Origin of the sequence: Streptomyces sp. NPDC048255 (assembly GCF_040652415.1) — a bacterium.
In the GTDB taxonomy this organism is placed as follows: domain Bacteria; phylum Actinomycetota; class Actinomycetes; order Streptomycetales; family Streptomycetaceae; genus Streptomyces.
In genome coordinates, this window is the sequence record NZ_JBEZMA010000056.1 from 21,993 (window position 1) to 47,840 (window position 25,848).

The following is a 25,848-nucleotide window of genomic DNA, read 5'->3' on the forward strand; positions in this document are numbered from 1 at the left end:
CCTCGAAGGGAGCCTCCTGTCGCGGAGGGGCGGACGCGGGCCCAGTCAGGGGTACGGCAGGGGGGTGAAGTCGTGTGCGGCGAGGAAGGTGGGGCGACGGGCGGGGGCGGCGAAGGGTTCGGTGAGGGTGTTGTCGATGCTGTTGTAGACGATGAAGACGTTGCTTCTGGGGGAGGGGGTGATGTTGTCGCCGCTGCCATGCATGGTGTTGCAGTCGAAGAGGATCGCGGAGCCGGCTCTGCCGGTGCACAGGTGGATGGCGCGGCTGTCGCAGAGGCGGGTCAGGGCTCCTTCGGAGGGTGTTCCGGCTTCCTGCATCTGCAGTGAGGTGCGGTAGTTGTCGTTCGGGGTGGCTCCCGCGCAGCCCACGAACGTCTGGTGCGATCCGGGGACGAGCATCAGCGAGCCGTTGGTCGCGTCGTTGTCGGTGAGCGCGATCGAGAAGGAAACGGTGCGCATGGCGGGCAGGCCGTCCTCTGCGTGCCAGGTCTCGAAATCGGAGTGCCAGTAGAAGCCGCTGGCGCCGAAGCCGCGTTTGACGTTGATGCGCGACTGGTGGATGTAGACGTCCGTACCGAGGATCTGGCATGCCCGTCCGACCAGGCGGGGGTCGGCGGCCAGACGGGCGAACACCTCGCTGATCTTGTGGACCTCGAACACGCTCTTGACGTCCTGCGACCCCGGTTCGGTGATCCACCGCTCGTCGGCACCGGGGCGGTGTGAGGTGAGCCGGTGCAGTTCGCTGCGGTAGTGGCCGACCTCGCCGGCGGTCAGGAGGTCGTCGTACGCCAGGAAGCCGTCGCGCTCGAACGCGGTGATCTCCGTGGCGTCCAGCGGACCGGCCGCTGCGGTCTCGGCCCACACCACGGGATCGGCCCGCGGAATGACTGTCTCCGCTCGACCGCGGGTCGGATACCTGTCAATGCCCGTGGCTGTCATCGTGCCGTCCACCTGTCGACCTCTCCACCTGTCCACCTGTCCACCTCTCCACCTGTCCACCTTTCCTCCTGCTCCTTCGATTCGGTGCCGTCACAACGCTCCGACCCAGCCCGGTATCAAAGCGCGATGGCACTTGTACCCCGGCCCGTTCAGTAGGAAGAGGCGGCGTCCGGGTCCAGGCGGTGTGCCTCATCGCCGTGCAGCGCCGGCACGAAGACACACACGAGCCTGAGGTCCTCGTGGGGCGAGGCCACCAGGTAGTGCGCCTCGTGCTGGTCCAGGCAGTACAGGCGGCCGGGCGTGAGGGGGTGGGCGGTTCCGTCCGCCTCGATCACCTCGCCGGAGCCCGCGATGCAGTAGCAGGTCTCCACATGGTTGCGGTACTCCAGACGTGACTTCGTGCCCGCCCGGACGATGGTGTCGGTGACGCTGTAGCCCAGACCGTCCATGGCGACCAAGAACCGCCGGCTCATGCCGTTGCCCCAGTCCACGGCCGGCACGCCATCCAGGTCACGAATGATCACTTCGACCTCCTGCGGTGACTTGCGCCCGGTCCCGCGTCGCCCTGGGCGCACCTGTTGACCATCAGATGTACGCGCCGCGCGGGCCGGCGCCAACCGACCCCGATGAGCTCCGCCCGTACGGCCTCACGGAAGAACCTGTTCGCCCCGCGCCCCACCGGGGGTCCGGGCCTTCGTAGCGCGGCGGCAGTTGCAGCGAGCTCTCGTGCCGCTGCTCCTCGACACCCGTGCGGCCTATCACGTCACAGGGGGGCGCCCGATCGATGCCTGTTGATACCGGGAGAGGCGTGCGCGCCGTGGTACGGCATATCAGGAGCCAAATCGGGCCATGATCGCGAAAGGTGCCGCCTGTGTCTCAGGAGCAACGTAAACGGGGGCAAAGGCTGCGGCTGCCCGTGAAGGCGGCCCTGCCCGGCCGCCACCCGCACGAGGACAAGGCGCCCGTCACCGACCGGGTCGTCTTCGGCGTGACGGCCGTGCTGACCCTGGGCTTCGTGATCTGGGGCGCCACGGCCACCAGCGCGCTGGAGAGCGTCTCCGACACGATGCTGAACGGCCTGATGCACAACGGCGGCTGGGCGTTCGTCCTGGTCGCCTCGGGTTTCGTCGTCTTCGCGCTCTGGCTCGCCATCAGCCGGTACGGACGGATCGAGCTGGGTCAGGAGCACGAGAAGCCGGAGTTCAGCACCGTCTCCTGGGTCGCCATGATGTTCAGCGCCGGCATGGGCATCGGCCTGATGTTCTACGGCGTCAGCGAACCCCTCGCGCACTACACCACTCCGCCGCCGGGCACCGACCCCGCCGACTCGGCGGACGCCATGCAGACGGCGCTCGCCACCACGCTCTTCCACTGGACGCTGCACCCGTGGGCCATCTACGCGGTGGTCGGCCTGGCCATCGCGTACAGCACCTTCCGGCGCCGCAGGCGGCAGACGATCAGCGCCGTCTTCGTCCCGCTCCTTGGGAAGAAGCGCGCCGAGGGCGCACCCGGCCGGGTGATCGACATCCTGGCGATCTTCGCGACGCTGTTCGGCTCCGCCACGTCCCTGGGACTCGGCGCGCTCCAGATCGGCAGCGGCATGCACGAGGTGGGCTGGCTGAGCAAGGCCGGGACGGGGCTGCTCGTCGCCATCATCGGCGTGCTGACCGTCTGCTTCGTCTTCTCCGCCGTCTCCGGCGTGGAGAAGGGCATCCAGTGGCTCTCCAACATCAACATGGTGCTGGCCATCATCCTCGCGGCCTTCGTGTTCGTCGTCGGCCCCACCATCCTGGTCCTCGACCTGATCCCCACCTCTCTCGCCGCGTACTTCGACGAGCTGCCCCAGCTGATCGGTCGCACCGAGGCGTCCACCGGCGGCAGCGGTGACGTCGCCGACTGGCTGAGCAGCTGGACGGTCTTCTACTGGGCCTGGTGGATCTCCTGGACGCCGTTCGTCGGCATGTTCATCGCCCGCATCAGCCGGGGCCGCACGATCCGTCAGTTCGTCGGCGGCGTCATCCTGGTGCCCAGCACCGTGAGCCTGGTCTGGTTCGCCGTCTTCGGCGGTACGGCCATGCGCCTGAAGGAGCAGGGAAGACTCGGCGACGCGACCACCCCCGAGGCGCAGCTCTTCGGCGTGCTCCAGGAGTTCCCGATCGCCGGCGTGATGAGCCTGCTCGTGATGGTCCTGGTCGGCATCTTCTTCGTATCCGGCGCCGACGCGGCGTCGATCGTGATGGGCACCCTCTCCCAGAGGGGCACCTTCGAACCCGCCCGGTTCATCGTCGTCTTCTGGGGCGTGGTGACCGGTGGCGTGGCGGCCGTGATGCTGCTCGTCGGCGAGGGCAAGGGCGACGCCCTCGCGGGCCTGCAACACTTGACGATCCTCGTCGCGGCCCCGTTCGTCCTGGTGATGATCGGCATGTGCTGGGCCCTCTTGCGGGACCTCCGCCAGGACCCGCTGATCGTCCGCGGCGAACTCGCCGAGGAGGCGATGGAGGAAGCCGTGATCGCGGGCCACGAGAAGTACGCGGGCGAGTTCGAGATCCGCATCGGCCCGGCGAAGGGCGAGGCACCCGGGGAAACGAAGGACGACCGCGACCGCAAAGACCCGGGAGCCCCGCCCCCGGCCTCCTGACGGGCACAGGGTGCGGGGGCGGACGCCGGCCGCCCCCGCACCTGTCGGTTCGTGTGTCAGGTAGTGGCGGGCACGGGCTGTGTCGGGGTGGTGAGGCGGCCGGTGCGGTCAAGCCGGTGGAGGGCTGCGGCGCAGGCCAGGCCCAGGAGTGTCAGGGCGATCCACGGCAGGGCGGACACCCCGGCCGCGCGGGCGGCGTCCAGTGCGGCGCCGGTGAGGAGGTTGCCCAGCGTGATGCCGATGCCGCAGATGGTGTTGTACAGGCCGTAGTGCGTGGCGACGAGCCGGTCGCCGGAGAGGCGGACGATGGTGTCCATCTCGAAGGGGTAGGCGATCATCGTGCCCAGGGCCAGGAGCAGCGCGGACAGCGCAGGCGGTACGGCCGCGAGCAGCCACAGCCCGATCCCGCCCCCAGGTACGGGTACCGCGGTGGCGAGCAGTAGGGGCAGGAACGCGGCTCCCATGATCAGCAGGCCCCAGGTCAGCGCGCGGCCGGGCCGCATGCGGCGGCCCTTGCACCAGGTGGTGATCTTGGTCTGGCCGAGGATGGTACTCAGTCCGGACACGACGAACAGCAGTGCCACCGCCGTGGTGGCGAAGTCGCCTTCGCCGCCCATGCGCCGTACTTCCAGCGGCAGGGCGAGGTACACCTGGAACGACATGACGTACGAGCCGATCATGGCGAACGAGAACAGCAGGAACGGCCGATTGGCCAGGATGCCGCGCCATTGGCTGAGCACCCGCTCCGGCCTGCCGCTCTCCTGGCCCTTCGCGTCGTCGCCCCGGCGGGAGGGCAGGGCCCGGATCTGCACGATGCTCAGGAGGGCGAAGATCCCGGCTGCCGCCAGGCAGGTCACGCGGAAGCCGATGCCGGTCAGCACCATGCCCACCAGCGGGCCGAGCAGGATGCCGGCCTGGTAGAAGACGTTGAACAGGGCGAAGGCCTCCACCCGGCGTTCACCGGCGTCCGCGGCCAGGTAGGCACGGGTGGCCGGGTTGAACAGGGCCCCGGCCAGCCCTGTCGCGGCGGAGGCGGCGATCAGTGCGGGCACGGAGTCGACCAGCCCGAGGGTCGCGAAGCCTGCGATGCGCAGCACCAGCCCGGCGGTGATCATGGGCTTGTAGCCGAACCGGTCGGCAAGCGCCCCGCCGATCAGGAACATGCCCTGCTGGCTGAAGTTGCGTACGCCGAGGATGAGCCCGACCGTCCATCCGGCCAGGCCGAGGGGTCCGGCCAGGTGCGTGGCCAGGTACGGCATCAGCATGTAGAAGCCGAGGTTGATGGTGAACTGGTTCACCATCAACAGCTGGACGCTGACCGGGTACGAACGGACCTGCGCGAGAGTGTCCTTCATCAGACCCGCCCCTTGGAGTCTGCCTCCACAGGCGGCTCGGCTGCTTTCGTGTGCTGGGCATCGGCGCCCAGGGTGAGCGGGTCGGTCACGGCAGTACAGCGTGTCCAGTGGGTGACTTCCTTCTCGTCCAGGCGGCCGATCACCTCGGGTTCGGGAGCGGGCGGGGAGCCGAGCAGCCCGTGGGCGGCGCAGTAGTCGTCGTCGTAGACCGTGCCGAGGTAGCGTTGGGGCCCGTCGGGGAAGACCGCCGCGATCCGGGTGTCTGCGGGCAGGGTACGGGCGACCCATCCGGCGACCAGGGCGACCGCGCCGACGCTCCACCCGCCGGTGGCGTAGTGGGAGGTGGCCAGCTGCCGGCAGGCCCACACCGCCTCTGCGGGGGCGACCCAGTGCACCTCGGCGAAGTTGTCGTAGGCGACGTTGCGCGGGTAGATGCTGGAGCCGAGCCCGCGCATCAGGCGGGGCCGGGCGGGCTGGCCGAAGATGGTGGAGCCGATGGTGTCCACGCCCACGAGCCTGAGTTCGGGGTAGAGCTGTTGGAGGACTCGGGAGATCCCGGCCGAGTGCCCGCCGGTGCCGACGCTGCACACCAGGACGTCGATGTGGCCGAGGTCGGCGGCCAGTTCCAGGGCGAGCGGGGTGTACGCCGAGGTGTTGTCGGGGTTGTTGTACTGGTCGGGGCACCACGCATCGGGGTGCTGGTCCATCAGCCGGGTGACGCGGTCACGGCGGGCCTGCTGCCAGCCACCCGTGGGGTGGGGCTCGGACACGACGTTGACCTGCGCGCCGTAGGCGGTCAACAGGCGGGTCATGGACGTCTCCAGGCCCGGGTCGGTGACCAAGGTGACGGGATGGCCGTGGACCATGCCGGCGAGAGCCAGGCCGAGGCCCAGGGTGCCGCTGGTGGATTCGATGATCCGCGCGCCAGGCTTCAGGTCGCCCCGTGCGCGGGCGCGTTCGACCATGTGCAGGCCGGGCCGGTCCTTGATGCCGCCAGGGTTGAAGCCTTCCAGCTTCGCCCAGAAGCCCCGCCCTGCCGGGGCGAACGGCTCACTCACGTGCAGGAGGGGGGTGTTGCCGACCAGTTGGGACAAGGCGGCGTGGCCGGGCTTGGTCCCTCGGGTGGTGTGCGTACGGGGAGAGTGCATCAGATCGGCTCTCATCTTTTCGGTGGATGGCGCGTCGGGTGCTGATCTCTCGCACGCCGCCCATCCCCTCCAGCCTGATTGCTGGGTGAGGTAGGAGCGGCGGCCGCGGCATGCTGCGGCTCGGGGGCACGGCCTACGTCCGCCACCGGCACGTGATGCACAACGTGAAACGGCTCGGGCCGGATCTTCGGGCCCTGGAGGCAGCGGGCCGGAGGACCACATCAGTCGCGGTAGGGCGCGTCGCCGTCTCAGTGGCACGCGGCGCGCCTGACGGCGCAGCGCTACGCGACTGCTGCCGCTGGGCGGCGAGTTCGGTGGTGTCCCCGGCCGGCGAGCAGGAGTGGCCGACGGGCGGGAAGGCAGCCCGCTCGGCCGCAGCTGCTGTGGGAACGCCGCTGCCCGAGCGGGCCTGGGCAGTGGCCGCGTGGGCGCCCTCGTGCAGCCACAGGGTGCATCCGAGTGCGCCGACCAGCAACAGTGCGCCCAGGACCACAGCGAGCAGGCGGCGCTGCGCCGGCGCGCCGGCGAGGGCCGGGCGAATAAGGGAAGGCGAGGGCAAGAGTTCCTCCGCAGGCGGCCGTCGTGTCACCACGAGGCACACGAACGACGAGCAGGGCAGCCGGGCTCAGGGGGGTGTGGCCGCGGGCATCGCTCGGCGCGCCTGAGGGGCGACTGCGCGAGGGGGACGACGGCGGCGACGCGACGGCCTTCGAACCCTCACAGCCGCATGCGACTGCCCCGCAAGTGTCAGGCGGGAGGGGCGAGATGGCCGACGACGAGTCGCCGGGTCCTAGATCTGCAGAACTGTCGCTCTCGCCGAAGCAGCCGGCAGCGACGCAACGGGCGCGGCATCCCAGAAGCCGACCGCGGTCAGCGCAACGGTGGAAGTGCGCTCGTGGACGATCACGCACACTGCGGGTGCGTCCACGGTGGGGCTTTGCTGCGGCTGGCCCGGCACGCACTGCTCAGCGGGGTGCGAGGTGCCGTGACCGCCGTGGTGCTGGAGATCCAGCGGCGCGTCGTCCGCCACATGAGCATGTGCCACGGCTACCGGGGAGGCGGCGGTGGCGTTGATGTGGCCGGTCACACCTTCGGTGCTGGCGCCGTGCGTGTACAGGAAGGTGAACACCAGCATGGCCACCCACAGCACGCGCAGCGAACCCGCCGACGAGCGGGTTCGCAGCATGCCGGAAGACGACCAGGCCGTGACCATGCCGTGATCCTAACGGCACCCCGTGCCCGCGCCATGCAGCACCCGCCGCCAACACCACGCCCATGGGCATTCCCTACGGCGAGGGAACCACCACCGACCAGCCAGCCGAAACGGCAGGTCCTGCACCGATGCACCAGGAGCGAAGGATCCAGGCTGAAACCAGACCTCGACAGAAGTGACGCACCTCACGCCGATCCGGGACTCGCACGGCCGCATGGCTCGTCACCTGTGCGCCCGCCGGTCGTGAGGCGTCACTGGTCGAGCAGGTCGAACTGCAAGCCTCGGCCTCAGGACCCGGTTCCATCGGCACCGGCCTCGTAGGGTGTGTGTACGGGGAACTCGCTGCGCCGCCGTCGATGCCGGTCCCCGCGGAGTACCACGATCCGTTGAGCACGCACCCGCAGCGGAACCGCCGCGGCCCGGCCAGCCGAGCCCAGCTCAGATCGCTGTGCCGGCCAGGGCGAGAAAGGTACGGGCGGGTGGCGGCAGAAACCCGGGCGTCTGTGTGAGGTCCCATTGGCAGCCGGGCTGGCGCCGGTCGATCTCGGCGAATTGCTCGCGCTGGAACAGCAGTCCCAGGGCCGACCGAGCCGTACCGGCCGGGCTTTCCCGCCGGGTGCGCAGTTCCTCAAGGAGCGACATGCCGGCCGGCAGCTGCCTGCTGACCCACCATTCCATGGTGGCGTCGCCGGGCGCCTGGGCGGCGAGCTCCTCCTCCGCCCGGGTGCACAGGTCCAACGCCCAGGACCGCACGTCCTGGGCGGCTCGCCAGGCGGCGGCGAGATCGACCGGCGAAGCGGTCGCCGCCAGCTCGTGCAGGGTGCGGCGGACATCGCCGGTCAACGTGGCCAAGCTCTCGTCGGGGCCGAGGACGGGGGAGTCCGGGACGTCGCGCACGGTGGTCTCCACGAGGGACGCGATCGGGTTCACGTCCAGGCCTGGCGTCATCCCCCGCAACAGGGCGGCGATCCGCGGCAGGGGCGCGCTGCCCGTGAGCAGGGCGTCGGCGGCGAACAGCGTGGCGCCCTGCGGCGTCATGCGCTCAGGGCCGGGATTCTCGTCCCACTGGGCGAGTTCCGCAGGAGGCCAGGGAACGCCGGCGGACTGGAAGAACGCGGCGATCTGCTCGTCCACCCGACGCGCCCGCGTGGGCACCATGACCGCAGCCTGGCCGCCGGACGCGATGTAGGTGTCGACGGCGTCCAGCTGCTCCTCGAGGTCCTGGCCCGACTCCGCACCGCCGGGGAGGACGATGGCGTCGACGGCGGCGTGGAAGGCGGCGCGGACCGTCGGCACCGGCACCGGCAGGCCCTCGCCGAACAGGAGCAGGGCCAGGTCCGCCGGCCGCTTCCCACGACCCGACAGCCGGGCGAGAGCGAGCACCAGGGCGAAGCTGGCAGCCACCGGCTGTGAGGTGCTCCCCAGACCACGGCCGAGACCCCCGCCGTGCGCGTTCGCAAGGAGCAGTCCGTGATGCCGCCACCCGGACAACTGCTGTCCTGTCACCTCGAAACCGTGTTCGCGGGCATGGTCGATGAGCTGCTGGTCCGCCCGGCTGGGCACATTCGCGCTGTTCACCCCGGCACCGTATCGGCGCACACCGACACTGCCCGGCCTCTTTTGGAGACCCCCGACCTTTGTCCGGTCGCTGTGCTATCGGTCCGCTGCAATGGGCGAAGAACCGGATCGCACACGGCAGATGACGCCGGACCGGTCATCGCACCGACGGCCCGTCCCCACCCGGGGCCCGGGCCGTGCGTGCCCGAACCGAAGGAAAAGGACTCTCTCATGACCAGGAACGACGACCACCGCGAGCTGCGCACACTCCTGCTCCTGCTGGCCTTGGCAGTGGGCCTGCTGATCACCGGCGCGGCCGTCTGCCTCGCAGTCGTCCACCCGTGGCTGGCCGGCCCCCTTGCCGTGGGCGCCGCGGTGCTGACCTGTCTGGCGGGCCTCGCACGGACGGTGGCCAAAGCGGCCCGGGAACATAGCTGATCCGGGGGCGGGCGGACCCGGTTCGGATCGACCGGGCGGCGGGCCGGAGCCCGGGACAAGGCCCTCGGCCCTCCTTGGCATCTCCGTCCTCTCAGCCGCGACCGCCTTCGGCTCCTTTTGCCGTAGCCAGGCGCCAAGGCGCGAAAGCGCTGGCTGTGCGTGGCAGGAGGCTCGCCAGCTCGGGGCAGTGCCGCACCACGACGCTGGTCATGCCATTGCGTTCGATCCAGTCGATGCCCAAGGGGGTGTACACCTCGGGCCGGTAGTCGACCGTGAGGAAGCGATCGCTCTGCAGACGGCGCGTCGCCATCAGGATGAAGATGCGGAAGGCGGTGTCGCTGAAGCCGAAACCGTGGGGTGGGTTCTCGGCGAAGAGACCGACCATGGTGTCGATCTCGTCGACATCGCGGTAGACCTCCTTCAAGCGGGCGACCGTCTCCGCATCGGAAGACACATCCTCGAACCGCCGCACGCGCGGCTTGTGCAGACCCGCCCGGAAGTCGTTGTAGCGCGGTACACCGCGGCGCCGGGTGCGCGCCAGGTCGACCACGGACAGGTCGATGATCTCGCCGTCCCGCTCGAACGCCTGAAGGGCGCGGGGGTAGTTGTGCAGGGTGATCGCGCCGGGATGGGCGATGCCGAGTGAGTACAGCGAATTGGCCAGACCGGTCTTGCGGATGAGGGTTTCCGCAGCAGGGCCCTGGACGTCGTTGAAGCCGAGGGTGTCCAGACTCCGGCCGAGCCGGTGGTCCACGATCTCGAAGTCGTCGGGGAGCAGCGGGTGCATGCGGTAGACGGTGACGAAGTCCTCGGTGAGCGAGTACGGAGCGGCATGGTGATCCGGCAGAGTCTTGGGGATGCCGGTCAGTGAATGCGCCTCGAAGAGCCACAGTCCCAGCTGTTCGAGCCACTTCTTCGGTGGCCCCTGCCAGTTGGTCTTCAGCCCGATGTCGATCACTTCGGTGGCGAGGATCGCGGGAGTCCACTCCACGGTGTGGATCTTCGCGATGAGAGCCGAGACCACCAGTCGCGCCGTGTGGTAGACACGGTCCTCGCTCAACCTCGGGTACTCCTGCCGCAGCGCTGCGCACACGGCGTTGTGCTCGCGGGCGAAGAGCGTCTGCATGGCGCTCAGGCCGTACCACCAGCTCTCCGCGAAGCCGGTGAGCGGGAGGCCGTCCGGCCCGGCCGGCAGGTGGCCGTCCTCCAGCCGCAGCGCGGCACCGCCGCCCGGCTCGCGGAGCGACTTTCCGGTGTCCTCGTTGCCGCCGTAGATCTCGGAGCCGTCCCACCAGTGGGACGCCGCATTGGCGAAGAGCGTCGGCGGACCCTTGCCGTCGGCCGGTTGCAGACCCTCGTTCTCGGCGAAGCGCATGACCTTTTCGGGACGTCCGCCCGGAGTGTTCGTCCACGTGACACCGGGAGGGAGCGGCACCTCGACGGACTTCGTACCGGTGGGGTAGCGCTTGTGGTTGACCCAGTCGTGCACCTGGAACTGGATCCAGGCGGCGGCCAGGATGTTGAGGGAGCGTGCCGGGATGAAGGCGTCGCGCTGCAGCAGCTCCCGACTGACGGTGACCGGGTTGGGTACGTCGAACAGCTCTGGTTGGTAGACGGGTGCGAGGTTGCGGCCGAAGGCGGACCCGACCGCGCCCATCTTCGGCGCCGACAGGTCGTTGTAGCTGCCGTCGTAGCTCCGCGCGAGCCGCATGTCCTCGTCGATGGGCTCGGGTACGGGCTGGACTCTGGGCGGAGCCTCGCGGACCTCGGTGTCGATCAGGTTGTCCTGGCGCAGCTTCTGCCGAAAGGCCACGAGGTTCAGCAGACCGAGGCGTGTGGGCAGCCGGTGCCAGGGGACGAAACGGTTGAGGCCGCGGAAGGCGGCGCGCAACGGCACGCCCAGTACGGCGTTGCGCCGGGGCTCGACGCCGGCGAACCGGTGGCCCAGGCGGTGGGCGCTGCTGGCCTCGTAGGCGACCTTGCGCGCACGGTTGAGGTTTCCGAGGGGCCGGAACTCCTCCGTCGTGTTCCACGGGTTGAAGGCGAGCTGATCAACCCGTGCCGCTGCGGCGCGAGCCTCGGCGGAGCCGATGTCTTGGCGCGGGATCGTCAGCGTCGCCACCCGCACGAGAGGACTGTCCCCCTCCTTCCACTCGGCTGCGCCGTCCTCGATGGGTGTTCTGCGGGCATCGAGGTAGCGCTGGACGTACAGGTCGAAGACGACATCTGCCTTCTCCAGCCGCTGTGCGAGCTCGTGGTGCAGGTAATCGGGATCAGTGCCGGAGGGGTCCGGGGCCGGCGGAGCGCCGTCCGTGGGGCCCAGCTGATAGCGCACCGGCCCCGCGTCACCCCACAGGATGGCGCCGCGGCTCCAGTAGGTCTCCAGCGCCAGGCTGGGCACCGTGCGGCTCGTACCCGCACGCACGTTGCGCCGCATGCGTGCGGCCGTGGACCATCCGACCGCGAGCGGCAGGGTGACGAACAGCGCGAGAGCCTTCCGCGGTGTCGAGTCGGCGCCCGCCATGGCCTTCGCGAATTCGACGAACTCGCGCGCGTTCCTGGCATGCGAGACCGGATGGCTCGTCATGAGCAGGTCGTGCGCCTCGTCGGCGCCCGCCGCGATGCGCAAGGCCGCGCCGCGCAGATCGGGCGCGTGGTCGGGCTGCCGCGCGCCGTTCGCATTGGAGAGCCGCACGGTGACGGGGTACTCGGCGCCGGGCTGGGCGAAGCCGGTCCGCAGGTCCGGGGGCAGGTCGCCGACGAAGGTCAGCCGCGCGTTCTCCACGCCGAGGACATCCTTGGCGTGGAACGTCCGTGCGATGTCGGGCGCGCCACTGCGTTTCCTGGACTTGAGCTGGACCTGCATGAGCTCGCGGGCGAGCCGCTCGAAGACGAGCCGTTCCGCTTCCGGGTTGCCGCCCACGTAGTGCTCGTACTGCCTGATCTCGTCCATGTGTGCCTCTTCACCAAGGCGCACCCTGCTGTCCGGATGCGATGCTGCCGGACGACGAGGCGACGCTGCGCGGCTGCCCGAGACTGCGTCCGCGGGCATCTTGGTTACACACGGCAACCCTGACGCAGTGGTACGGCCGCGTCGCGCGGAACAACGCAGACGGGTGGAATCCGGCTCGCGCCCACGTAGGGGCCCACCGCAGGGATCTCCGCGGGCGCCGGGAGAAGCGCCGCCGGCCGTGTCACCCGTACGGCGCACTTCATGTGCGGGAGCGGGATGCGTCGAGTACTGGCAAACTGGTTTCCGGAAGACCGCACAGCAGAGCTGTCCGGCGCGTGCCCGTACTTCTTCACACAGCTCCTCGCCTGACGCGTCATACCCGGCATCCGGGGACGTTCAAGGGAACTCCGTCATGAGTGACTGCGCCGACACGGCCTTACCGTGTGCCGCGTCGACACCGCACTCGCCGACACAAAACGCGGGGGAGTGGACGAGGGAACGGCGATGAGGGTCTACGAAGCCATAGTCAAAGGGCTGGAAGGCATCGGAGTGCGCGCCGCTTTCGGCGGTGCCGGAGAAAACGCCGCCGGCCTGATGCTGGCGCTGAAGCATTCGCAGCAGATCCGGCCGATCATTACGCGGAACGAGCAGGGCGCGTCCTTCATGGCGTGCGGCCACGCGATGTACACGAACCAATTGGGCTTCTGTTTCGCGACGGCCGGGCCCGGTGCGTTCAACCTGTTCTCCGGCCTGGCCGTGGCGATGTCCGACTCCTACCCCGTCCTGGCGGTCTCGGGATACGCCTCCAGGGAGTGGCAGGGATGGGGCTCCCTCAACGAGACCTCGGGCCTCAACGGGACGCCTGACTCCCGGGCCATGTTCGCCGCCACGACGAAGAAGTCCTTCCTGCTCACCGACGCCGCCGACACGTGCGACGTGCTCGAGGAAGCCGTCAACATCGCCTTCGAAGGGCGGCCCGGGCCGGTGCACATCCACGTTCCCGAGGACCTCACCCACCGCGGTGTCGAGGTGACAGACTTCCGGCACATCCGGCTCGACGTAGCACCGGTCGTCCCGGACCCGGCACGCGTGGAGGAGATCGCCTCGATGCTGGCCGACGCCCTCACACGGCGCAAACGCATCGTGGCGCTCGTCGGATTCGGCGCGATCCGCAGCGGAGCGGGAGCGGAGGTCCGGCGCTTCATCGAACGGTTCCAGATTCCCCTGCTCACCACGTTGGACGGCAAGGGCATCGTCTCCGAGGGGCACCCGCTGTCGGTCGGCGTCTTTGCGGACAGCGGACACTCCAGCGCGTGGAAGGCGTTCCGCGAGGCCGACGTCGTGCTGTGCGTCGGCAACTCCCTGAATCAGCACGCCACGTTCAACTACCGCGAAGACCTCTTCGAGAACAAGGTGCTCGTCCATGTGAACATCTCGGAGACCGAGTTCCGCAAGGCGTACCGGCCCGACTACGCGCTGCTCTCCGATGCGCGCCTCGGGGTGGCGGCTCTCCACGAGGCGCTGGACGAAAGGGTCGGTGACGTTCCGGCGGTGGCCGTGGACGGACGCGACTACGAAGCCCGGCACATCACGCACCTGACCGGAAAGATCCACCCGGGGGAGCTGGCCCAGGCGATCGGCCGGATGCTGCCCCCACGAGCTGTTCTGCTCGCCGACGCGGGAGCACACCTCGCCTGGCTCAGCTACTACGTCGAGCTGGAGGAGGGGCAGAACTTCCGCAAGGTCGGCTCCTTCGGGCCGATGGCCGGCCACGTCAACGGCGCGATCGGCATGAAGGTCGCACACCCGGACCGGACCGTCGTCGTCGGGTGCGGTGACGGGTGCTACTCGTTGTCCGGTTTCGAGCTGATGACCGCCGTCGAGAACGACATCCCCGTCATCTGGATCATCTTCGACGACCAGGAGTTCAAGCTGATCAAACTCTTCCAGCTCGTCACCTACGGGGAGACGGCGCTCGTCGAGTTCCAGAACCCCGACTTCGCCGCGTACGCGCAGGCGTGCGGCGCCGACGGCTACCGCGTAGAGACGCTGGAGGAGTTCGAGAAGGCGTTCCGTGAAGCGCTCGCCTCCGGCCGGCCCTCCCTCATCGACGCCAGGATCACCCGATGGGCCGTCCCCCACTACAGCCCCTCGCCCGACGGCGTCATCGCCGGCCTCGTCGAAACCATCGAGGCACGCCTGCGCGGCTGACAGCGTCCGTGTCCGCTCCTTCCCCGGCGAGCGGCACGCCACGGCGAACGGCACGGTGCGGGCACGGAGGCCGGGGCAGAGCGGCTCGCTCGGCCGCGCCGTGAAGGGACAGCAGTATGAAAGACCCGCTGAACGCCCACAGCCGTGCCGGGTTCGAGGTCCTGGTGAATCGTCCGCTGCTCACCTCGATCTGGCATCGCCGCACCCACCGTGTCAGCCGTGGCAGCTCGGTCGAGGCCGGTTCGATGAGCTGGACCTCCACCGAACCACGGGCCCCGCTGACGGAGCTCGAAGAGGCCGTACTCATCGCCATCACGGGCTGCTCCGGCCTCACCATGCCGGACCGCCCTTTCGCCGACCCGCGCGACGGCAAGCCCATCATGGCCAAGCCGAACCTCCACATGGCGGGCCGGACCGCGGGCAGTCCCGACAACGCCCAGGGCACGCACTTCTTCCTGATCAACGACACCGGCACCTATTTCCTGCGCAACCTGCCCCCTCCACCCGACGGGCGGGTGGCGGCGTTCGACGCGGAGACCCTCTGCTCACGTGCCGCCGAGGCGAAGGTGCAACTGCTCGACCACCGCATCGACGTACCGGAAGGGAAGAGGGACTTCCCGGCCTACCTCGACTCGAACCGGTTCCTGTCGAACCTGCCGGGCACCACGATCCTCTTTCCTGTAGTGGACCTGTCACGGCAGTACATCAACGGGCTGATGTACCTGCTGACCCAGCCCGAAGGGGCACGCCCGGCGATCGTCGACGACCGGAACCTCTACCGCTCGGCGGGCGTGCGCAAATGGGTCAAGTCAGGATTCCTGAACAAGGACATCAAGCTGCCTCTGGGCTTCATCTGGGCCATGCGTACGCAGATCGAGGCCGACCTGCTGCTGCAGAACCTCATGCTCACCGCCGAGGCCATGGGTCTCGGCGCATGGATCCACGCCTCGATCGCCCCGTCGATCATGCTGGGCGACCCGAAGTTCCGTCCCACCTACGGACCCATGCTCGATTTCGACTGGACCACCCCAAGGTGGAGACCGGCGGACCTGCTGCGTTGGCAGGTGCCGCTCCCGCGCTACGCAACCCTGCGGGCGACCACCGTCGGCCTGCGGCACAACGGTGAACACCTCATCAAGGCGATGTGTCCGCCCAACTACGGCAGCATGGGCGAGGCGGTCGACGCCGTCGTGGCGGGCAAGTTCGGGCCGACGGGCATCTACTCCGACGAGGGGTTGTTCGCGCGCATCTACCGGGGGGACTTCGGCAGCAAGTACCTGCACGAGGCCAGCGACTACTCCGCCGACGTCATTGCGTGTACGCGGGACATCTGCACCTACATCTACGAGACTCACGGGCGGTTTCCCGCACACTGCGACACCATCCACGTGCCGGGCGTGTGGCTGCAGGCCCATCACCTCGAGAACGCCTACTACGAGCGGTACTTCCGCGACGGTCTGACCGAGGCGCACCGGACGCACGACGAGTACTGGCACGGGGCGGGGTGACAGCCCGAGCGGCGAGTTGGGGTCGAGGCCTTCCGGGGCATCTCCGGACGCGAAAACGAATCCGTCCGGGACGGTCACCGTCCCGGACGGATTCTGGGATCGCTTGCGGTGTGGCGCCGTCAACCTCAGTCGATCCGTTGGCAGATCGCCACCGGCAGTTTGGGCGACCACGTCCCGGTGCTGTGGTCGTAGGCCCGGGCATAGCCGTTGTTCCCGGGGGCGCAGGGAGCGGAGATGTTCGTCTCCAGATAGACGGCCCCGCCGGGGACGCCCGAATTCGTCTTCGCGGTCACCGTGCCGTCGTATCTGATCCGGCCCGAGTTGAACTTGACGACCACGTAGACCCTGCCGCCGAGGGTGAAGTTGCCGCCGCCGATCTTGAGATGGTTCCGGTAGGTGTACTGGAACAGATAGAGGCCTGCAGGTGCCTTGTCCAGACTGGCCGGGGTCGACGGGACCTGTGTGGATGGGACCTGTGTGGGTACGCCGGCGGGTGCCGCGTCTGCCGTCGCCGTTGCCGACGGTGCGACGCCGAGGCCCACCACGGCCAGCGCTGTCGCGGTCACCGTGAAGCGACGCGCCCAGCGAGATGCCGAGCGTGGGAACGTGTGCATGACTGCTCCTTAGGGCAGTTCGGAACCATCAGTCCTACGGGGCGCTGGTTCAGATAGGCCTGCGGAGACCACCGGGTGCAGGAAGAACCGGTCAGCGCACCGTGGTTGTAGGCCTGGACGACGAAGTCGTGGTCACCGGACGGGCAGTGACGGTCCGAAGCAGGCATCGACCGCGTCGCCACACGCGTCGACCCGGGGGCACTCGTACGGTTTCGCTGCGGCAGGAACCCGACGACCCTTGACGTCGGCGGCGTCCACGCTCTGCTGCCTGGCGCAATGCCCGCACTCCCCGGGCGACAATGGTTCAAGCATATGCCGAACGGGTGGACTTCGCCTGGTGGGCCCAGGTTCCGGATGGCAACGGAGCGCCGGGCGACGGAGGCGACGACGGGGCCCCGAAGGAGCGGTAGCGCGGCGGGAAGCGTCCGGCTCAGCCGGGCAATCGGCTCATTCCGACGAGCGTCCCCGGCGGCGGCCACTGCCGACGGGACGGGACCAGTGCCCGCAGGACCCTGAAGGCCTGGCGGCGCTTCCAGCCGTCCGGGGAGCGGAACTCGGCGATGAACGCGGCCGTGGATCTGCTGATGGAGCCCATCGCCGCGGCGCTCGCACCCGGATCCAGAAGCCTGTCGCAATTGAACCAGGCCAGGCCCCGGGCGACCCGGATCCCGTAGCTGGTGAAGAGTTCGTCGTCGCGGATGAACAAGCGGTCCAGTGACTGGAGGCGACGGCAGTAGCGGGCGGCGATCTCGTCCTGGACCACGTCGACGGAGGAGGCCAGCAGGTCGTTCATGCGGTGGAAGTCGGCGATGCGGTGGTGGACGTCCCCGCGCGCGGCCAGGGCCCGCAGCGCCAGCGGCAGGTCGTAGGACATGTGCGCCATCATCGAGAAGAGCACCTCCTCCAGGACGTAGGAGTGCCGCACGGTCGAGGCGGCGTAGACGTCCCGCCAAGGTTTCGGAATGGTCTCCGGAAGATCGACGGAGAGGACTTCGCCGCCGGGGCGGGCATCGGAGACGGGGCCCAGCCAGGTGTCGATGGCGTCCATCGCCGTGAAATAGGCCGCGGCGAGGGAGACGGACAGGTCGGCTACCCACTCCGGCGCCCTGAACGACAGGCTGTCCGTACGCAGGCTCGAGGCGAGGTCGGAGGTGAGCCGGAAGTAGGTGTAGGCGAACACCGCGCGGGGGTCCCGCAGGGCGTCGTACTGCTCGACGCGGGCGGCGAGCTCGCCGACGACCCCGGCGACCTTCTCGGCGGCAGCGGCAGCGGCAGCGGCAGCGGCAGCGGCAGCGGCGTCCCCGGTCATGAGACCCGGCGGGCGTTCTCCGTCGCCTTCGCCCAGTCGCAGACGAGTTCCCCCGCCAGGCTCTGCCGGTCGGCTCCCACCTGGTACGTCGCTGTCCATGGGCTCCCCAGCAGTGGCATGTGGTAGGTGGACCCCATGCCCGAGGGCTGGATCTCCGCGGGGTAGGTGAACTTCCGCGTCAGGATGCCCGGCACGGGGCTGAACTGCTCGTCTGCCTCCACGGTGACGCCCCTGCCGTCAGGGGCGAGCAGGTACCGCTCCTTCAACAGGTACAGGGTCACGCCGAACTTGGAGACCCTGACCACGTTGTCGGCCACGCCGAAGGCGCCCGCGGACGGGGTCGCCACGATCGTCGACTCCAGCCGGGACGCGCCGGTCAGCCGCTGGGTGAGGGCCATCGCGACGACGAGCGCCCGGTTCCGCAGCCCGATGCCGCGGGCGCTCCGGAGGCGTTGCCACGAGGTGACCCGGAAGGTGAACTCCCCCTGCCAGTCCCCGGCCCCCACGTCGAAGTAGTAGATGTGACTGGGGGCGTCTGAGCGGGACGGCGTACTGCCGGCATTGTTCGTCACCCTGTGTAGTTTACCGTCGGCCGTGTGTACGGAACGCAAGCAGGGGGCGTGTCTCTTCAGCGCACCTTCGCGGCCTTGGTGCCGAGGTGATGTCCGAGCGCCCGGTAGGCGTCGAACTGGGCATGGTCGAACCACTGGTCGAAGGTGGCCTGACGGGGGAAGGCCTTCTCCCGAAGGGCGTAACTGAGCAGCTCGTACGGCATGTCGGGGGTCAGGCTGGCCTTCACGTAGATGATCGTCCCCTTCGTGTCGGCCGGCGTCCCGGACGAGAACGTGACCGGCTCCGGGTACTCGATCGTGCCGCGCACCACGCAGGTGGCGGAGAACCGGGCGTTCAGCGAAGCCATCGGCGCCTCGGGCGGGAGCGGTTCCGCGCTGCCGGGTACCAGGTCCAGCAGATTCTGTTCCTCCTCGTCGAAGGTGATCGTCACTCCAAGGTCCTCGTAGGCGAGCGTCATCGCCTGCGCGAGAGTGGTGGCCAGCGGCGGCGTGTCCCCGGAGGCGTCGATGACGTAGACGGTCCTGCAGCGGAGCCGGAGCATCTCGACCAGGCCCAGATTGTCGAAGTGTCCGCCGTCGGTGCACAGCAGCAGGGGAGTGGTGTCCGAGTACCGGCCCACCAGCTCCTGGAGTTGGTACCGGAGCCGCCGGACCCGCGGCAGCCGCGGCATGATCCGGTTGGGCCCGTACGTGGCCAGTTCCGCGAGATACAGGGGGTTTGGCACCCAGGTGCCCAGCCGCACGTTGGACAGTGCGAGCAGCCGCTCCATGAACATGGTCTGGGAACCCATCGCAGAGGCGAAGGCCGCTCCGGACACGGCGACGGCGGACTGTACGGTCAGGTCGCGCCCGATCAGAGCCGGGGCCGTCTTCTGCAGAGTGCTGGTGCGCACCCAGCCCGTGTCAGGTCCGCCGCAGTAATCGGAGGCGAAGGTGAAGGGCACGGCAGGGCGGCCGGGCGCGGTGCGGTTGCGCAGCGAAACGGCTGCCGAGGCGGCGAAGATGACCTGAGGAAAGCCCTCCACCCGCTCTGCGTAGGGGGTCAGCGGGGTCGGCTCGTTGTTGTAGTCGTACGGCAGGGCCCCGACAGAGCCGTCCTTCAGCACAGCGCGGCGCACGGCGAAGGCGCCGGCCAACCGCTGCCGGTAGAAGGGGTGCAGGCTGAACGTGGTCTGGTCGATCACGAACGCCAGCACGACCAGGGCGATCGGCACCCCCCACCTCCACCCGGCGTGCCAGCTGCCCGCGTAGACGGCCGCCCATGACATGAGGGCGAGGCCGAAGAACGCGACCAGGAGCAGCACCAGCCAGCACACCAAGGCCTTCACCCAGCTGCCGCCGACCTGCATGACGAGGGACGCGTCGCCCCTTGCGCGCGGACCTGCCTGCTCACCGTCCGGCCTCAGCTTCTTCACCGTCTTGTGGACCGAGGTGAACCACGTACCCGCCGCGGTCGCCGCCGCGGTGATCACGCCGAGCAAGGCCACCCCCGTCCCACTGCCGTCGAAACTTCCCCACCTGCCCACGTTGTGGGCCAGCGAGGCGAAGAACCAGATCACGGAAGGAAGGACGATGGAGTACGCGGCGACCGCCAGCGCCAGGCCCGTGACCGTGTTCACCGTGCTGCGCAGCCATGCGGGGCGGGACTTGTCACTGCCCGCTCGTGCGAAGGCGTACCCGATGGACATCAGGCCGGCCAGGCCGAACAGAGCGAGGACGGGGTGCCAGACGTCCGGGTACAACTCGAGGGACGACTCGAACGTCTTCCCCTCCGCTGTGAAGGGGCGGAGTTCGGTCAGCGGAACGTGCGAGTAGAACTGGTGGAGGAACTGGCCCGCCACGGCGAAGACCAGCGCCAGCATGCCGAAGGAAACGGCCATCCCACGCAGCACCGCCCCCGCGGCGTACAGCTTCTCCTTGGGTGCGTCGGCCAGGTACTTCGCGTGCCGGCGGATGTGGTCCTCCTCCGGGCTGCCCGGTGCGAACACATCCGCGGGCTTCGCGAGACCGGGCCGCACCGATGGGCTCCCGTCCGGCCCCCGGAGCCGGGCATCGGTCAGCGCCAGTTGGAAGGCCCCGGTGGTGTACCCGCCACCGGACACCGACACCAGATACGTCGCCTTGAGCAGTTGCCCGCGCAGTGCCTGCAGTGCGCCGAGGGCGATCGAGGCCGACCGGATGCCGCCGCCGGAGACGCAGAAGCCGAGCTCCGCGGGCTGCCGGCCGGGCGGCTGGTACGCGCGGGTGCGCCAGCGGGTGACCGCGTCGCCCTCGGGGTCCTGGGCCTCGGCTTCGGGTGGTTGCGCCAGGTCGGGGGCGGTCCACTCGGGCCGGGGCTCCCAGTCGTGGGGCGCGGCGGGCGGGAGGACCACGTCCGGGTCGCTCGACTGGCTTTCCGTCCCGCCCGCGAGCCTATGGGCGTGGGCCACGACGGGACGGGGACGGTCCTCCCGCGCACTCTGTACGGAGGAGGGGTCCAGCACACGGCGGCAGTAGAGGGTGACGACGATCAGGATGGCCGCTGCCACCAGCGGGACGGCGAGCGCCCATTTCACCTGGGCGAAATAGGTAGCCCACTTCAGGTCCGGTACCGGGTCGGTGCCGAGCCGGTTCAGAGCCCTCCAGAGGAAGACGCCCTCCACGCCGTCCGCCAGCACCAGCAGGGGGGTGAGGATGAGGGCGCGTCGGGCCCACAGCCGTGAGGCCTCCCGGTAGAGCAGAAGGTGCCCGAGCCCGAAGGCCCCGGCCAGGGCAGCCGAGTACCCGGGAATGAACATGCGCCAGTCGAGCACGAGGCCGTCCTGGAACAGCCTGGCCCCGTCCCCGCCCTCGACGCCGTTCACGATGGCACGGGCCCTTTCGGCCGTAGCCGCGAACTGCAGGAGCAGTTCTCTGTTCCCCGGAGGCTTGTCCAGGAACGGCGGATCCGCCGCGTACCAGATGATCATGCAGAGACCGGCGGCGAGCCCGAACGCACACAGCCCCACCGCCCGGCCCGGAATCTCTCGCAGCTTCAACTGCGTCGGAGCATTCGGCATGTACGCAGAGTAGTCAGCCGAACGTCATTCGTGTCGATGCGCGCCGTGCGCAGGCAAGCACAGGCCCCACTCGGCGCGCTCCGGGAGCTCTGCGGCGCAGGCGTGCTGCGGATGCGGTATCCCGCCGACCCGGGAGAATGGGAGGTACCGGAAGCCTGAGCGACGAGTGCGGTCGACGGAGCCTGACGCCAACGCGCGGGCGCGACACGGTCGGGGGCGGTCCGGCCCGGGGGCTCGGGGTGCCGGTCAGACCGATGATCTCTCGGAAGGATCCGAGATGTCCGTTCTGTTCTTCGACATCGGGGCAACGCTCGCCGACGTGACCTTCGAGGACGACGGCTCGTTGAGCTTCCGCCCCCGTCCGCGCGTCATCGAAGTACTGGATTCCCTTGTATCGGTGCGCAAGGGCATCATTTCCAACCCCGGCGCCGGCGATGGCGCGAGGGCCCGTGCGGAGGCAGCGCTCGACGCGGCCTTCGAGGGCCGGTTCCCCGATGCCGGGCTCAGGCACTGGGGGGCGAAGTCCAGCCGCGGGATCTTCGACGACGCGGTGGAGAGCGCCGGCGAGGCGGCGGACGACTGCGTCTTCGTGGGTGAGAACCCCGAGGAGCGGGCCGTGGCGCGCACAGCGGGCCTGCGTACGGCGGCCCATCCGGTCTTCGCGAGGGCCGCGGTCGAGGGCCGCACCGTCTTCTGGACGAGGGTCGGTCTGCCGGACGGCAGGAGCCTGGCCGAGCTCGACGCGGTCGCGAACACCTCCGAGGTCGTCCCCGTGCACGTCGCCTCCGACCGGCTCGTTCTCGCCATGGCGAGCGGGCAGGGCGTCAGCTCGCTGGAACAGGCCGGGTTCACCACCGATGTCCGGGGTCCGGTGGAGGAGACGGTGGCCTTTCTGCTGCGGGACGACCGTCCGGTGGCCGCCCCGGCGGCGTTCGCGGCGGGTCCCGCCGAGGACCGGGCCGCGGTGGTGGCGGGCATGCGTGCCTCTGCCGCGTTCACCTTCGTGGCGGGCGAGCTCGCCTCCTCGGGAGCGTCCGTCGTGTCGCTCGGTCCGGCTTCCGGCGGTGTCTACCTCGCGGCGGCCGCCGACGCCCCGGTCGAAGGGGTCCACGTCCCCGGTGCCCAGCCCGGGCACACCGAACGGCTGCTGCCCGACCCCGCCCTGCTGTCCCGGCCCGGCGAGGCGCAGGCCGCGGGGTTCGTCGCCGGGTTCGCCCCCGCGATGCCGTCCCCGCAGACCGTCGAGGCGGTGCGCGCGGCCGTCACCTCGACGGTGATCCGCTCCTACGTCTCCCGTGTCTCGGGCGCCGAACCGCTCGTCGAGGGAGCCCCGCTGAAGGTGCGCAGCCGCGACGCGGCGAGCGGGGACAATCCGCTCGTGGTCGACGCGCTGGCCCGACGGCTGCGCGAGCTCGGCCTGACGGTCCGGCTGGGCAGTTTCACCTGGCGTGGCCACCGGATCGCGAACGTGGAGGCCGAGCACCACGTCGAGGGGTCGGACGGGGCCGTCCTGATCACGGCCCATCTGGATTCGACCGCCGAACAGGGCGAGTTCCTCGACGCCGACGGCCTGCCGCGCCGCTACGATCCCGCGGTCGATCCGGCGCCCGGCGCCGACGACGACGGGAGCGGTGTCGCGGCGGTCCTGGCCTCGGCCGAATGCCTGGCCGCGATCGTCGCAGCCGGCCGGACCCCGACACACACGGTGCGCTTCGTCCTGTTCAATGCAGAGGAACAGGGGCTCGTCGGCAGCAAGGTGTACGCTCGCGCGGCCGCCTCCGCCGGGGACACCATCACAGGTGTCCTCCAGATGGACATGATCGCGGGCCGTCAGAACGGCGTACGCACGATGGAGATCCACGCGGGCTCGGCGGTGCCGGGGCCGGCCGGGGACGCTTCGGATGCACTCGGCGACTGCCTGGAACGCGCCACCTCGGCGGTGTCGTCCGGCCTCACGCTCGACCGGCTCAGCGGAGCCGACGACCCCGCCGCGGGCCGGAGCGACCATGCGAGCTTCCACGAGCGCGGCTGGGCGGCCGTCGCCGTGTGCGAGAACTTCTTCGACGGGAGCGGGCCCGCGACCGGTACGCGGCAGTACCACAAGCCAAGCGACACCCTCGACGACCAGGACCACGACACGGAGTACGCGACGGACATCGCACGGGGCGTCACGGTGGCCGCTCTCACGCTTGCAGGCCTTTGAGAACTCAATGGTAGGAAGCAGGTGGTGAGCATGACCACGTTCATTGACAAGCGGGACATGACCTACGACCGTTTCGAAGAGGTCGCCGGGTCCGACGAATTCCTTGCCGACACCGAACGGGTGGCGGAAGAGGTCAGCCATTCCCTCATCGCCGATCCCAACAAGGTGAACAGGTTCACAGGGCACTTGGGTGAGCTGAGGGCCGACGGCGCCCCGGCCTTCGAAAGCGGGCGCTCGGCCGCACCGGAGGACACACCCGACAGCTTCTACATCAACCAGGCCAAGGAATACGTCGATTCCGTCTCCGAGGCGATCGGGTTCGCGGCCGACGAGCCGGCGGAGTTCCAGGCCGACCCTTCGGTGACGACGACCAGTGCGGGCATGCGCGTCGTGAGCCTTCAGCAGATGCTCAACGGCATCGAGGTGTGGGGCATGTCGCCGAAGGTGTGGCTGCTGGAGGACGGCACGGTCGAGCGGGTCGTCGGCGACACGGCGAGCGTCTCGGCGGACCTCCCGGTGACGCCCGTGGTCTCCCCGGAGACGGCCCTGACCGTGGCGGCGGCGAAGGCCGCTGAGCGGGTCGTTCTCGAAGGGCCCTTCGGGACGGACGAACTCCCGGCCCTCGACATGTCCCAGGGCTTCCGGCGCCTGTCGTCCCAAGCCGGGAACAACCAGCCACTGACCTTCTCCAACGGCCCGTTCGAGGAAGCCGTTCCCGCCCGGCTCGTGTACCTCTACATGGGCAGGGATGCCCGGCTCGCCTGGTTCTTCACCTTCTCGCGGAAGAACCTGGTCGTCCAGTACCACGCCTTCGTCGAAGCCGCCGGGCAGGATGTCGACGCCGAGGCTCCGGAAATCCTCTACTTCTACGACGCGGCCAACCACGTGGTCGCCGGCACCGTGTTCAAACACAACCCGAACGAGGGCGCCCTCGCCGAGGTCACCTTCCCGCCACCGCTGACCGACTATCCGACGCTGGTGCCCGCCGGCCTGCCCGAGGGCTTCCCGGACGCCTGGACCAACCCGACCAACGGGCGGGTGGCGACCGAGGGGAACAACGTGCGCGCCTTCGGCGGGAACGATCTGCCGTTCGAGGTCCAGGTCGGTCTGGGCGGCAACACTGTCTTCGACCCGTTGGAGAACAGTCCCGAGCACCTGGTCACCAGCATCTTCTACTTCTGCAACTACATGCACGACTTCTTCATGATGCTCGGCTTCACGGAGGAGTTCGGCAACTTCCAGAAGGTGAACGTCACGGGCCGCGGCAAGGGCGCGGACCCGGTCAACGCCTTCGCGCGTCCGGGCGAGATACCTGGCACGGCGACGATGGCCACCCGGGCCGACGGCCTGGCCGCCGAGATGAACATGGGCCTGGTCGAGGGGCCGAACCGGCACACGGCGCTCGACGCGGACGTCGTCTACCACGAGTTCGTCCACGGGGTGAGCAACCGCCTCGTCGGCGGCATGGCCGACGCGAACGGCCTGCGGGAACAGCAGTCGGGGTCGATGGGTGAAGGCTGGGGCGACTTCTTCGCGCTCAGCATCATCAACTTCTCGCGCGCCGAGGAACGTACGGTCCTGGGCAACTGGGTGGTCGACGACCCCCGCGGCATCCGGAACCGGCCCTACGACAGCCAGTACCCCGGCACGTTCGCGCACATCGGCCTGCGCAGGGGCCAGGTCCCCGGCAACCCGGACCTGAGCTACCGGGAGGTCCACAACGTGGGCGAGATCTGGTGCGCCACGCTCATGGAACTGATCCGCAAGACCTCTGCCGCGCTCGGCAGCAAGGAACGGGGGTACCGGGTGACCTGGCAGGCCGTTGTCGACGGCATGAAGCTCACCCCGCGCAACCCGTCGTTCCTCACCGCCCGCGACGCGATCCTGAGCGCCCTGAGGGCGATGGAGGGCGGGGCGCTGACCAGCGCCGAGTACGCGGCCGTCCGCACCGGGGCCTGGGAGGCCTTCGCACGGTTCGCCATGGGCTTCGACGCCGTGAGCACCAACGCGTCGTACGACGGCGCCCGGGGCGGCGTGGCCATGCCCCCGCCGGGATCCCAGGACTAGCAGGATCCCAGGACCAGCAGACCAGCATCGGTCCCGTCCTCCTCGCGAGGAGGACGGGACCGATGCTGGTGGTCAGGTGCCGATG

The 25,848-nt window shown here is 69.5% G+C and carries 17 protein-coding genes; 6 read left to right on the top strand and 11 right to left on the bottom strand.

The window, feature by feature from the left end; all coding sequences use genetic code 11:
• Positions 1-45: 45 nt before the first annotated feature.
• Both thpD and AB0D94_RS30660 read right to left on the bottom strand, forming a co-directional pair.
• Complete coding sequence (gene thpD, locus AB0D94_RS30655; RefSeq protein ID WP_362058394.1) at positions 46-939, bottom strand: ectoine hydroxylase; 894 nt, start codon at positions 937-939, stop codon at positions 46-48.
• Between the two features lie 149 nt (positions 940-1,088).
• Positions 1,089-1,463, bottom strand: a complete 375-nt coding sequence (locus AB0D94_RS30660) for an ectoine synthase (protein WP_362058397.1) — start codon at positions 1,461-1,463, stop codon at positions 1,089-1,091.
• 386 nt (positions 1,464-1,849) lie between these two features.
• Between AB0D94_RS30660 and AB0D94_RS30665 the strand changes: the two genes are divergently transcribed.
• A complete protein-coding gene (locus AB0D94_RS30665; RefSeq protein WP_362058452.1) occupies positions 1,850-3,577 on the top strand; it encodes a BCCT family transporter in 1,728 nt (575 codons plus the stop codon).
• A gap of 56 nt (positions 3,578-3,633) precedes the next feature.
• Here the strand turns inward: AB0D94_RS30665 and AB0D94_RS30670 are convergent, their stop codons facing one another.
• The 4 genes from AB0D94_RS30670 to AB0D94_RS30685 all read right to left on the bottom strand — a co-directional run bounded on the left by AB0D94_RS30670 (position 3,634) and on the right by AB0D94_RS30685 (position 8,871).
• Positions 3,634-4,932, bottom strand: coding sequence for an MFS transporter (locus tag AB0D94_RS30670; protein ID WP_362058405.1), 1,299 nt, complete (start codon positions 4,930-4,932; stop codon positions 3,634-3,636).
• The gene (locus tag AB0D94_RS30675; protein ID WP_362058456.1) at positions 4,932-6,080 is read right to left on the bottom strand and encodes a PLP-dependent cysteine synthase family protein; all 1,149 of its coding nucleotides are present in this window, start codon (positions 6,078-6,080) and stop codon (positions 4,932-4,934) included. Before AB0D94_RS30675 ends, AB0D94_RS30670 begins: the two co-directional genes overlap by 1 nt.
• 790 nt (positions 6,081-6,870) lie before the next feature.
• Entirely contained in the window at positions 6,871-7,293 is a 423-nt protein-coding gene (locus AB0D94_RS30680) for a hypothetical protein (protein ID WP_362058408.1), read from the bottom strand.
• A gap of 438 nt (positions 7,294-7,731) precedes the next feature.
• Positions 7,732-8,871 carry a hypothetical protein gene (locus AB0D94_RS30685; RefSeq protein WP_362058411.1) on the bottom strand — a complete coding sequence of 380 codons (1,140 nt, stop codon included), beginning with the start codon at positions 8,869-8,871 and terminating at the stop codon, positions 7,732-7,734.
• Between the two features lie 210 nt (positions 8,872-9,081).
• On the opposite strand from AB0D94_RS30685, the gene AB0D94_RS30690 reads away from it, so the two are divergent.
• Complete coding sequence (locus AB0D94_RS30690) at positions 9,082-9,288, top strand: hypothetical protein (protein WP_362058414.1); 207 nt, start codon at positions 9,082-9,084, stop codon at positions 9,286-9,288.
• A gap of 91 nt (positions 9,289-9,379) precedes the next feature.
• Here the strand turns inward: AB0D94_RS30690 and AB0D94_RS30695 are convergent, their stop codons facing one another.
• Positions 9,380-12,241, bottom strand: a complete 2,862-nt coding sequence (locus tag AB0D94_RS30695) for a peroxidase family protein (protein WP_362058417.1) — start codon at positions 12,239-12,241, stop codon at positions 9,380-9,382.
• 504 nt (positions 12,242-12,745) lie between these two features.
• On the opposite strand from AB0D94_RS30695, the gene AB0D94_RS30700 reads away from it, so the two are divergent.
• Together AB0D94_RS30700 and AB0D94_RS30705 are read left to right on the top strand one after the other, a co-directional pair.
• Positions 12,746-14,452 (top strand): thiamine pyrophosphate-binding protein, encoded by a 1,707-nt coding sequence (locus AB0D94_RS30700; protein WP_362058420.1) that lies wholly within the window; start codon positions 12,746-12,748, stop codon positions 14,450-14,452.
• Between the two features lie 116 nt (positions 14,453-14,568).
• Positions 14,569-15,960 carry a hypothetical protein gene (locus AB0D94_RS30705; RefSeq protein ID WP_362058423.1) on the top strand — a complete coding sequence of 464 codons (1,392 nt, stop codon included), beginning with the start codon at positions 14,569-14,571 and terminating at the stop codon, positions 15,958-15,960.
• Between the two features lie 125 nt (positions 15,961-16,085).
• Here AB0D94_RS30705 and AB0D94_RS30710 read toward each other — a convergent pair whose 3' ends face one another.
• The 4 genes from AB0D94_RS30710 to AB0D94_RS30725 form a co-directional block, all read right to left on the bottom strand.
• A complete protein-coding gene (locus AB0D94_RS30710) occupies positions 16,086-16,574 on the bottom strand; it encodes a hypothetical protein (RefSeq protein WP_362058426.1) in 489 nt (162 codons plus the stop codon).
• A 430-nt stretch (positions 16,575-17,004) separates the two neighbouring features.
• Complete coding sequence (locus AB0D94_RS30715; RefSeq protein ID WP_362058429.1) at positions 17,005-17,883, bottom strand: DUF5995 family protein; 879 nt, start codon at positions 17,881-17,883, stop codon at positions 17,005-17,007.
• Positions 17,880-18,455, bottom strand: a complete 576-nt coding sequence (locus tag AB0D94_RS30720; protein ID WP_362058432.1) for a hypothetical protein — start codon at positions 18,453-18,455, stop codon at positions 17,880-17,882. The genes AB0D94_RS30715 and AB0D94_RS30720 overlap by 4 nt, the downstream gene beginning before the upstream one ends.
• Before the next feature lie 56 nt (positions 18,456-18,511).
• Positions 18,512-21,493 (bottom strand): hypothetical protein, encoded by a 2,982-nt coding sequence (locus AB0D94_RS30725; protein WP_362058435.1) that lies wholly within the window; start codon positions 21,491-21,493, stop codon positions 18,512-18,514.
• A gap of 277 nt (positions 21,494-21,770) precedes the next feature.
• Here AB0D94_RS30725 and AB0D94_RS30730 point away from each other — a divergent pair, with 277 nt between their 5' ends.
• Entirely contained in the window at positions 21,771-23,696 is a 1,926-nt protein-coding gene (locus AB0D94_RS30730) for a M20/M25/M40 family metallo-hydrolase (RefSeq protein ID WP_362058438.1), read from the top strand.
• A gap of 30 nt (positions 23,697-23,726) precedes the next feature.
• On the top strand, positions 23,727-25,763 hold the full coding sequence (locus AB0D94_RS30735; RefSeq protein WP_362058443.1) for a M36 family metallopeptidase: 2,037 nt from the start codon (positions 23,727-23,729) through the stop codon (positions 25,761-25,763).
• Positions 25,764-25,848 lie beyond the last annotated feature (85 nt).

Coding starts and splice junctions, on each gene's coding strand:
- thpD (WP_362058394.1), bottom strand. CDS start 939: ATGACAGCCACGGGCATTGACAGGTATCCGACCCGCGGTCGAGCGGAG.
- AB0D94_RS30670 (WP_362058405.1), bottom strand. CDS start 4,932: ATGAAGGACACTCTCGCGCAGGTCCGTTCGTACCCGGTCAGCGTCCAG.
- AB0D94_RS30675 (WP_362058456.1), bottom strand. CDS start 6,080: ATGCACTCTCCCCGTACGCACACCACCCGAGGGACCAAGCCCGGCCAC.
- AB0D94_RS30680 (WP_362058408.1), bottom strand. CDS start 7,293: ATGGTCACGGCCTGGTCGTCTTCCGGCATGCTGCGAACCCGCTCGTCG.
- AB0D94_RS30690 (WP_362058414.1), top strand. CDS start 9,082: ATGACCAGGAACGACGACCACCGCGAGCTGCGCACACTCCTGCTCCTG.
- AB0D94_RS30695 (WP_362058417.1), bottom strand. CDS start 12,241: ATGGACGAGATCAGGCAGTACGAGCACTACGTGGGCGGCAACCCGGAA.
- AB0D94_RS30700 (WP_362058420.1), top strand. CDS start 12,746: ATGAGGGTCTACGAAGCCATAGTCAAAGGGCTGGAAGGCATCGGAGTG.
- AB0D94_RS30705 (WP_362058423.1), top strand. CDS start 14,569: ATGAAAGACCCGCTGAACGCCCACAGCCGTGCCGGGTTCGAGGTCCTG.
- AB0D94_RS30710 (WP_362058426.1), bottom strand. CDS start 16,574: ATGCACACGTTCCCACGCTCGGCATCTCGCTGGGCGCGTCGCTTCACG.
- AB0D94_RS30715 (WP_362058429.1), bottom strand. CDS start 17,883: ATGACCGGGGACGCCGCTGCCGCTGCCGCTGCCGCTGCCGCTGCCGCT.
- AB0D94_RS30725 (WP_362058435.1), bottom strand. CDS start 21,493: ATGCCGAATGCTCCGACGCAGTTGAAGCTGCGAGAGATTCCGGGCCGG.
- AB0D94_RS30730 (WP_362058438.1), top strand. CDS start 21,771: ATGTCCGTTCTGTTCTTCGACATCGGGGCAACGCTCGCCGACGTGACC.
- AB0D94_RS30735 (WP_362058443.1), top strand. CDS start 23,727: ATGACCACGTTCATTGACAAGCGGGACATGACCTACGACCGTTTCGAA.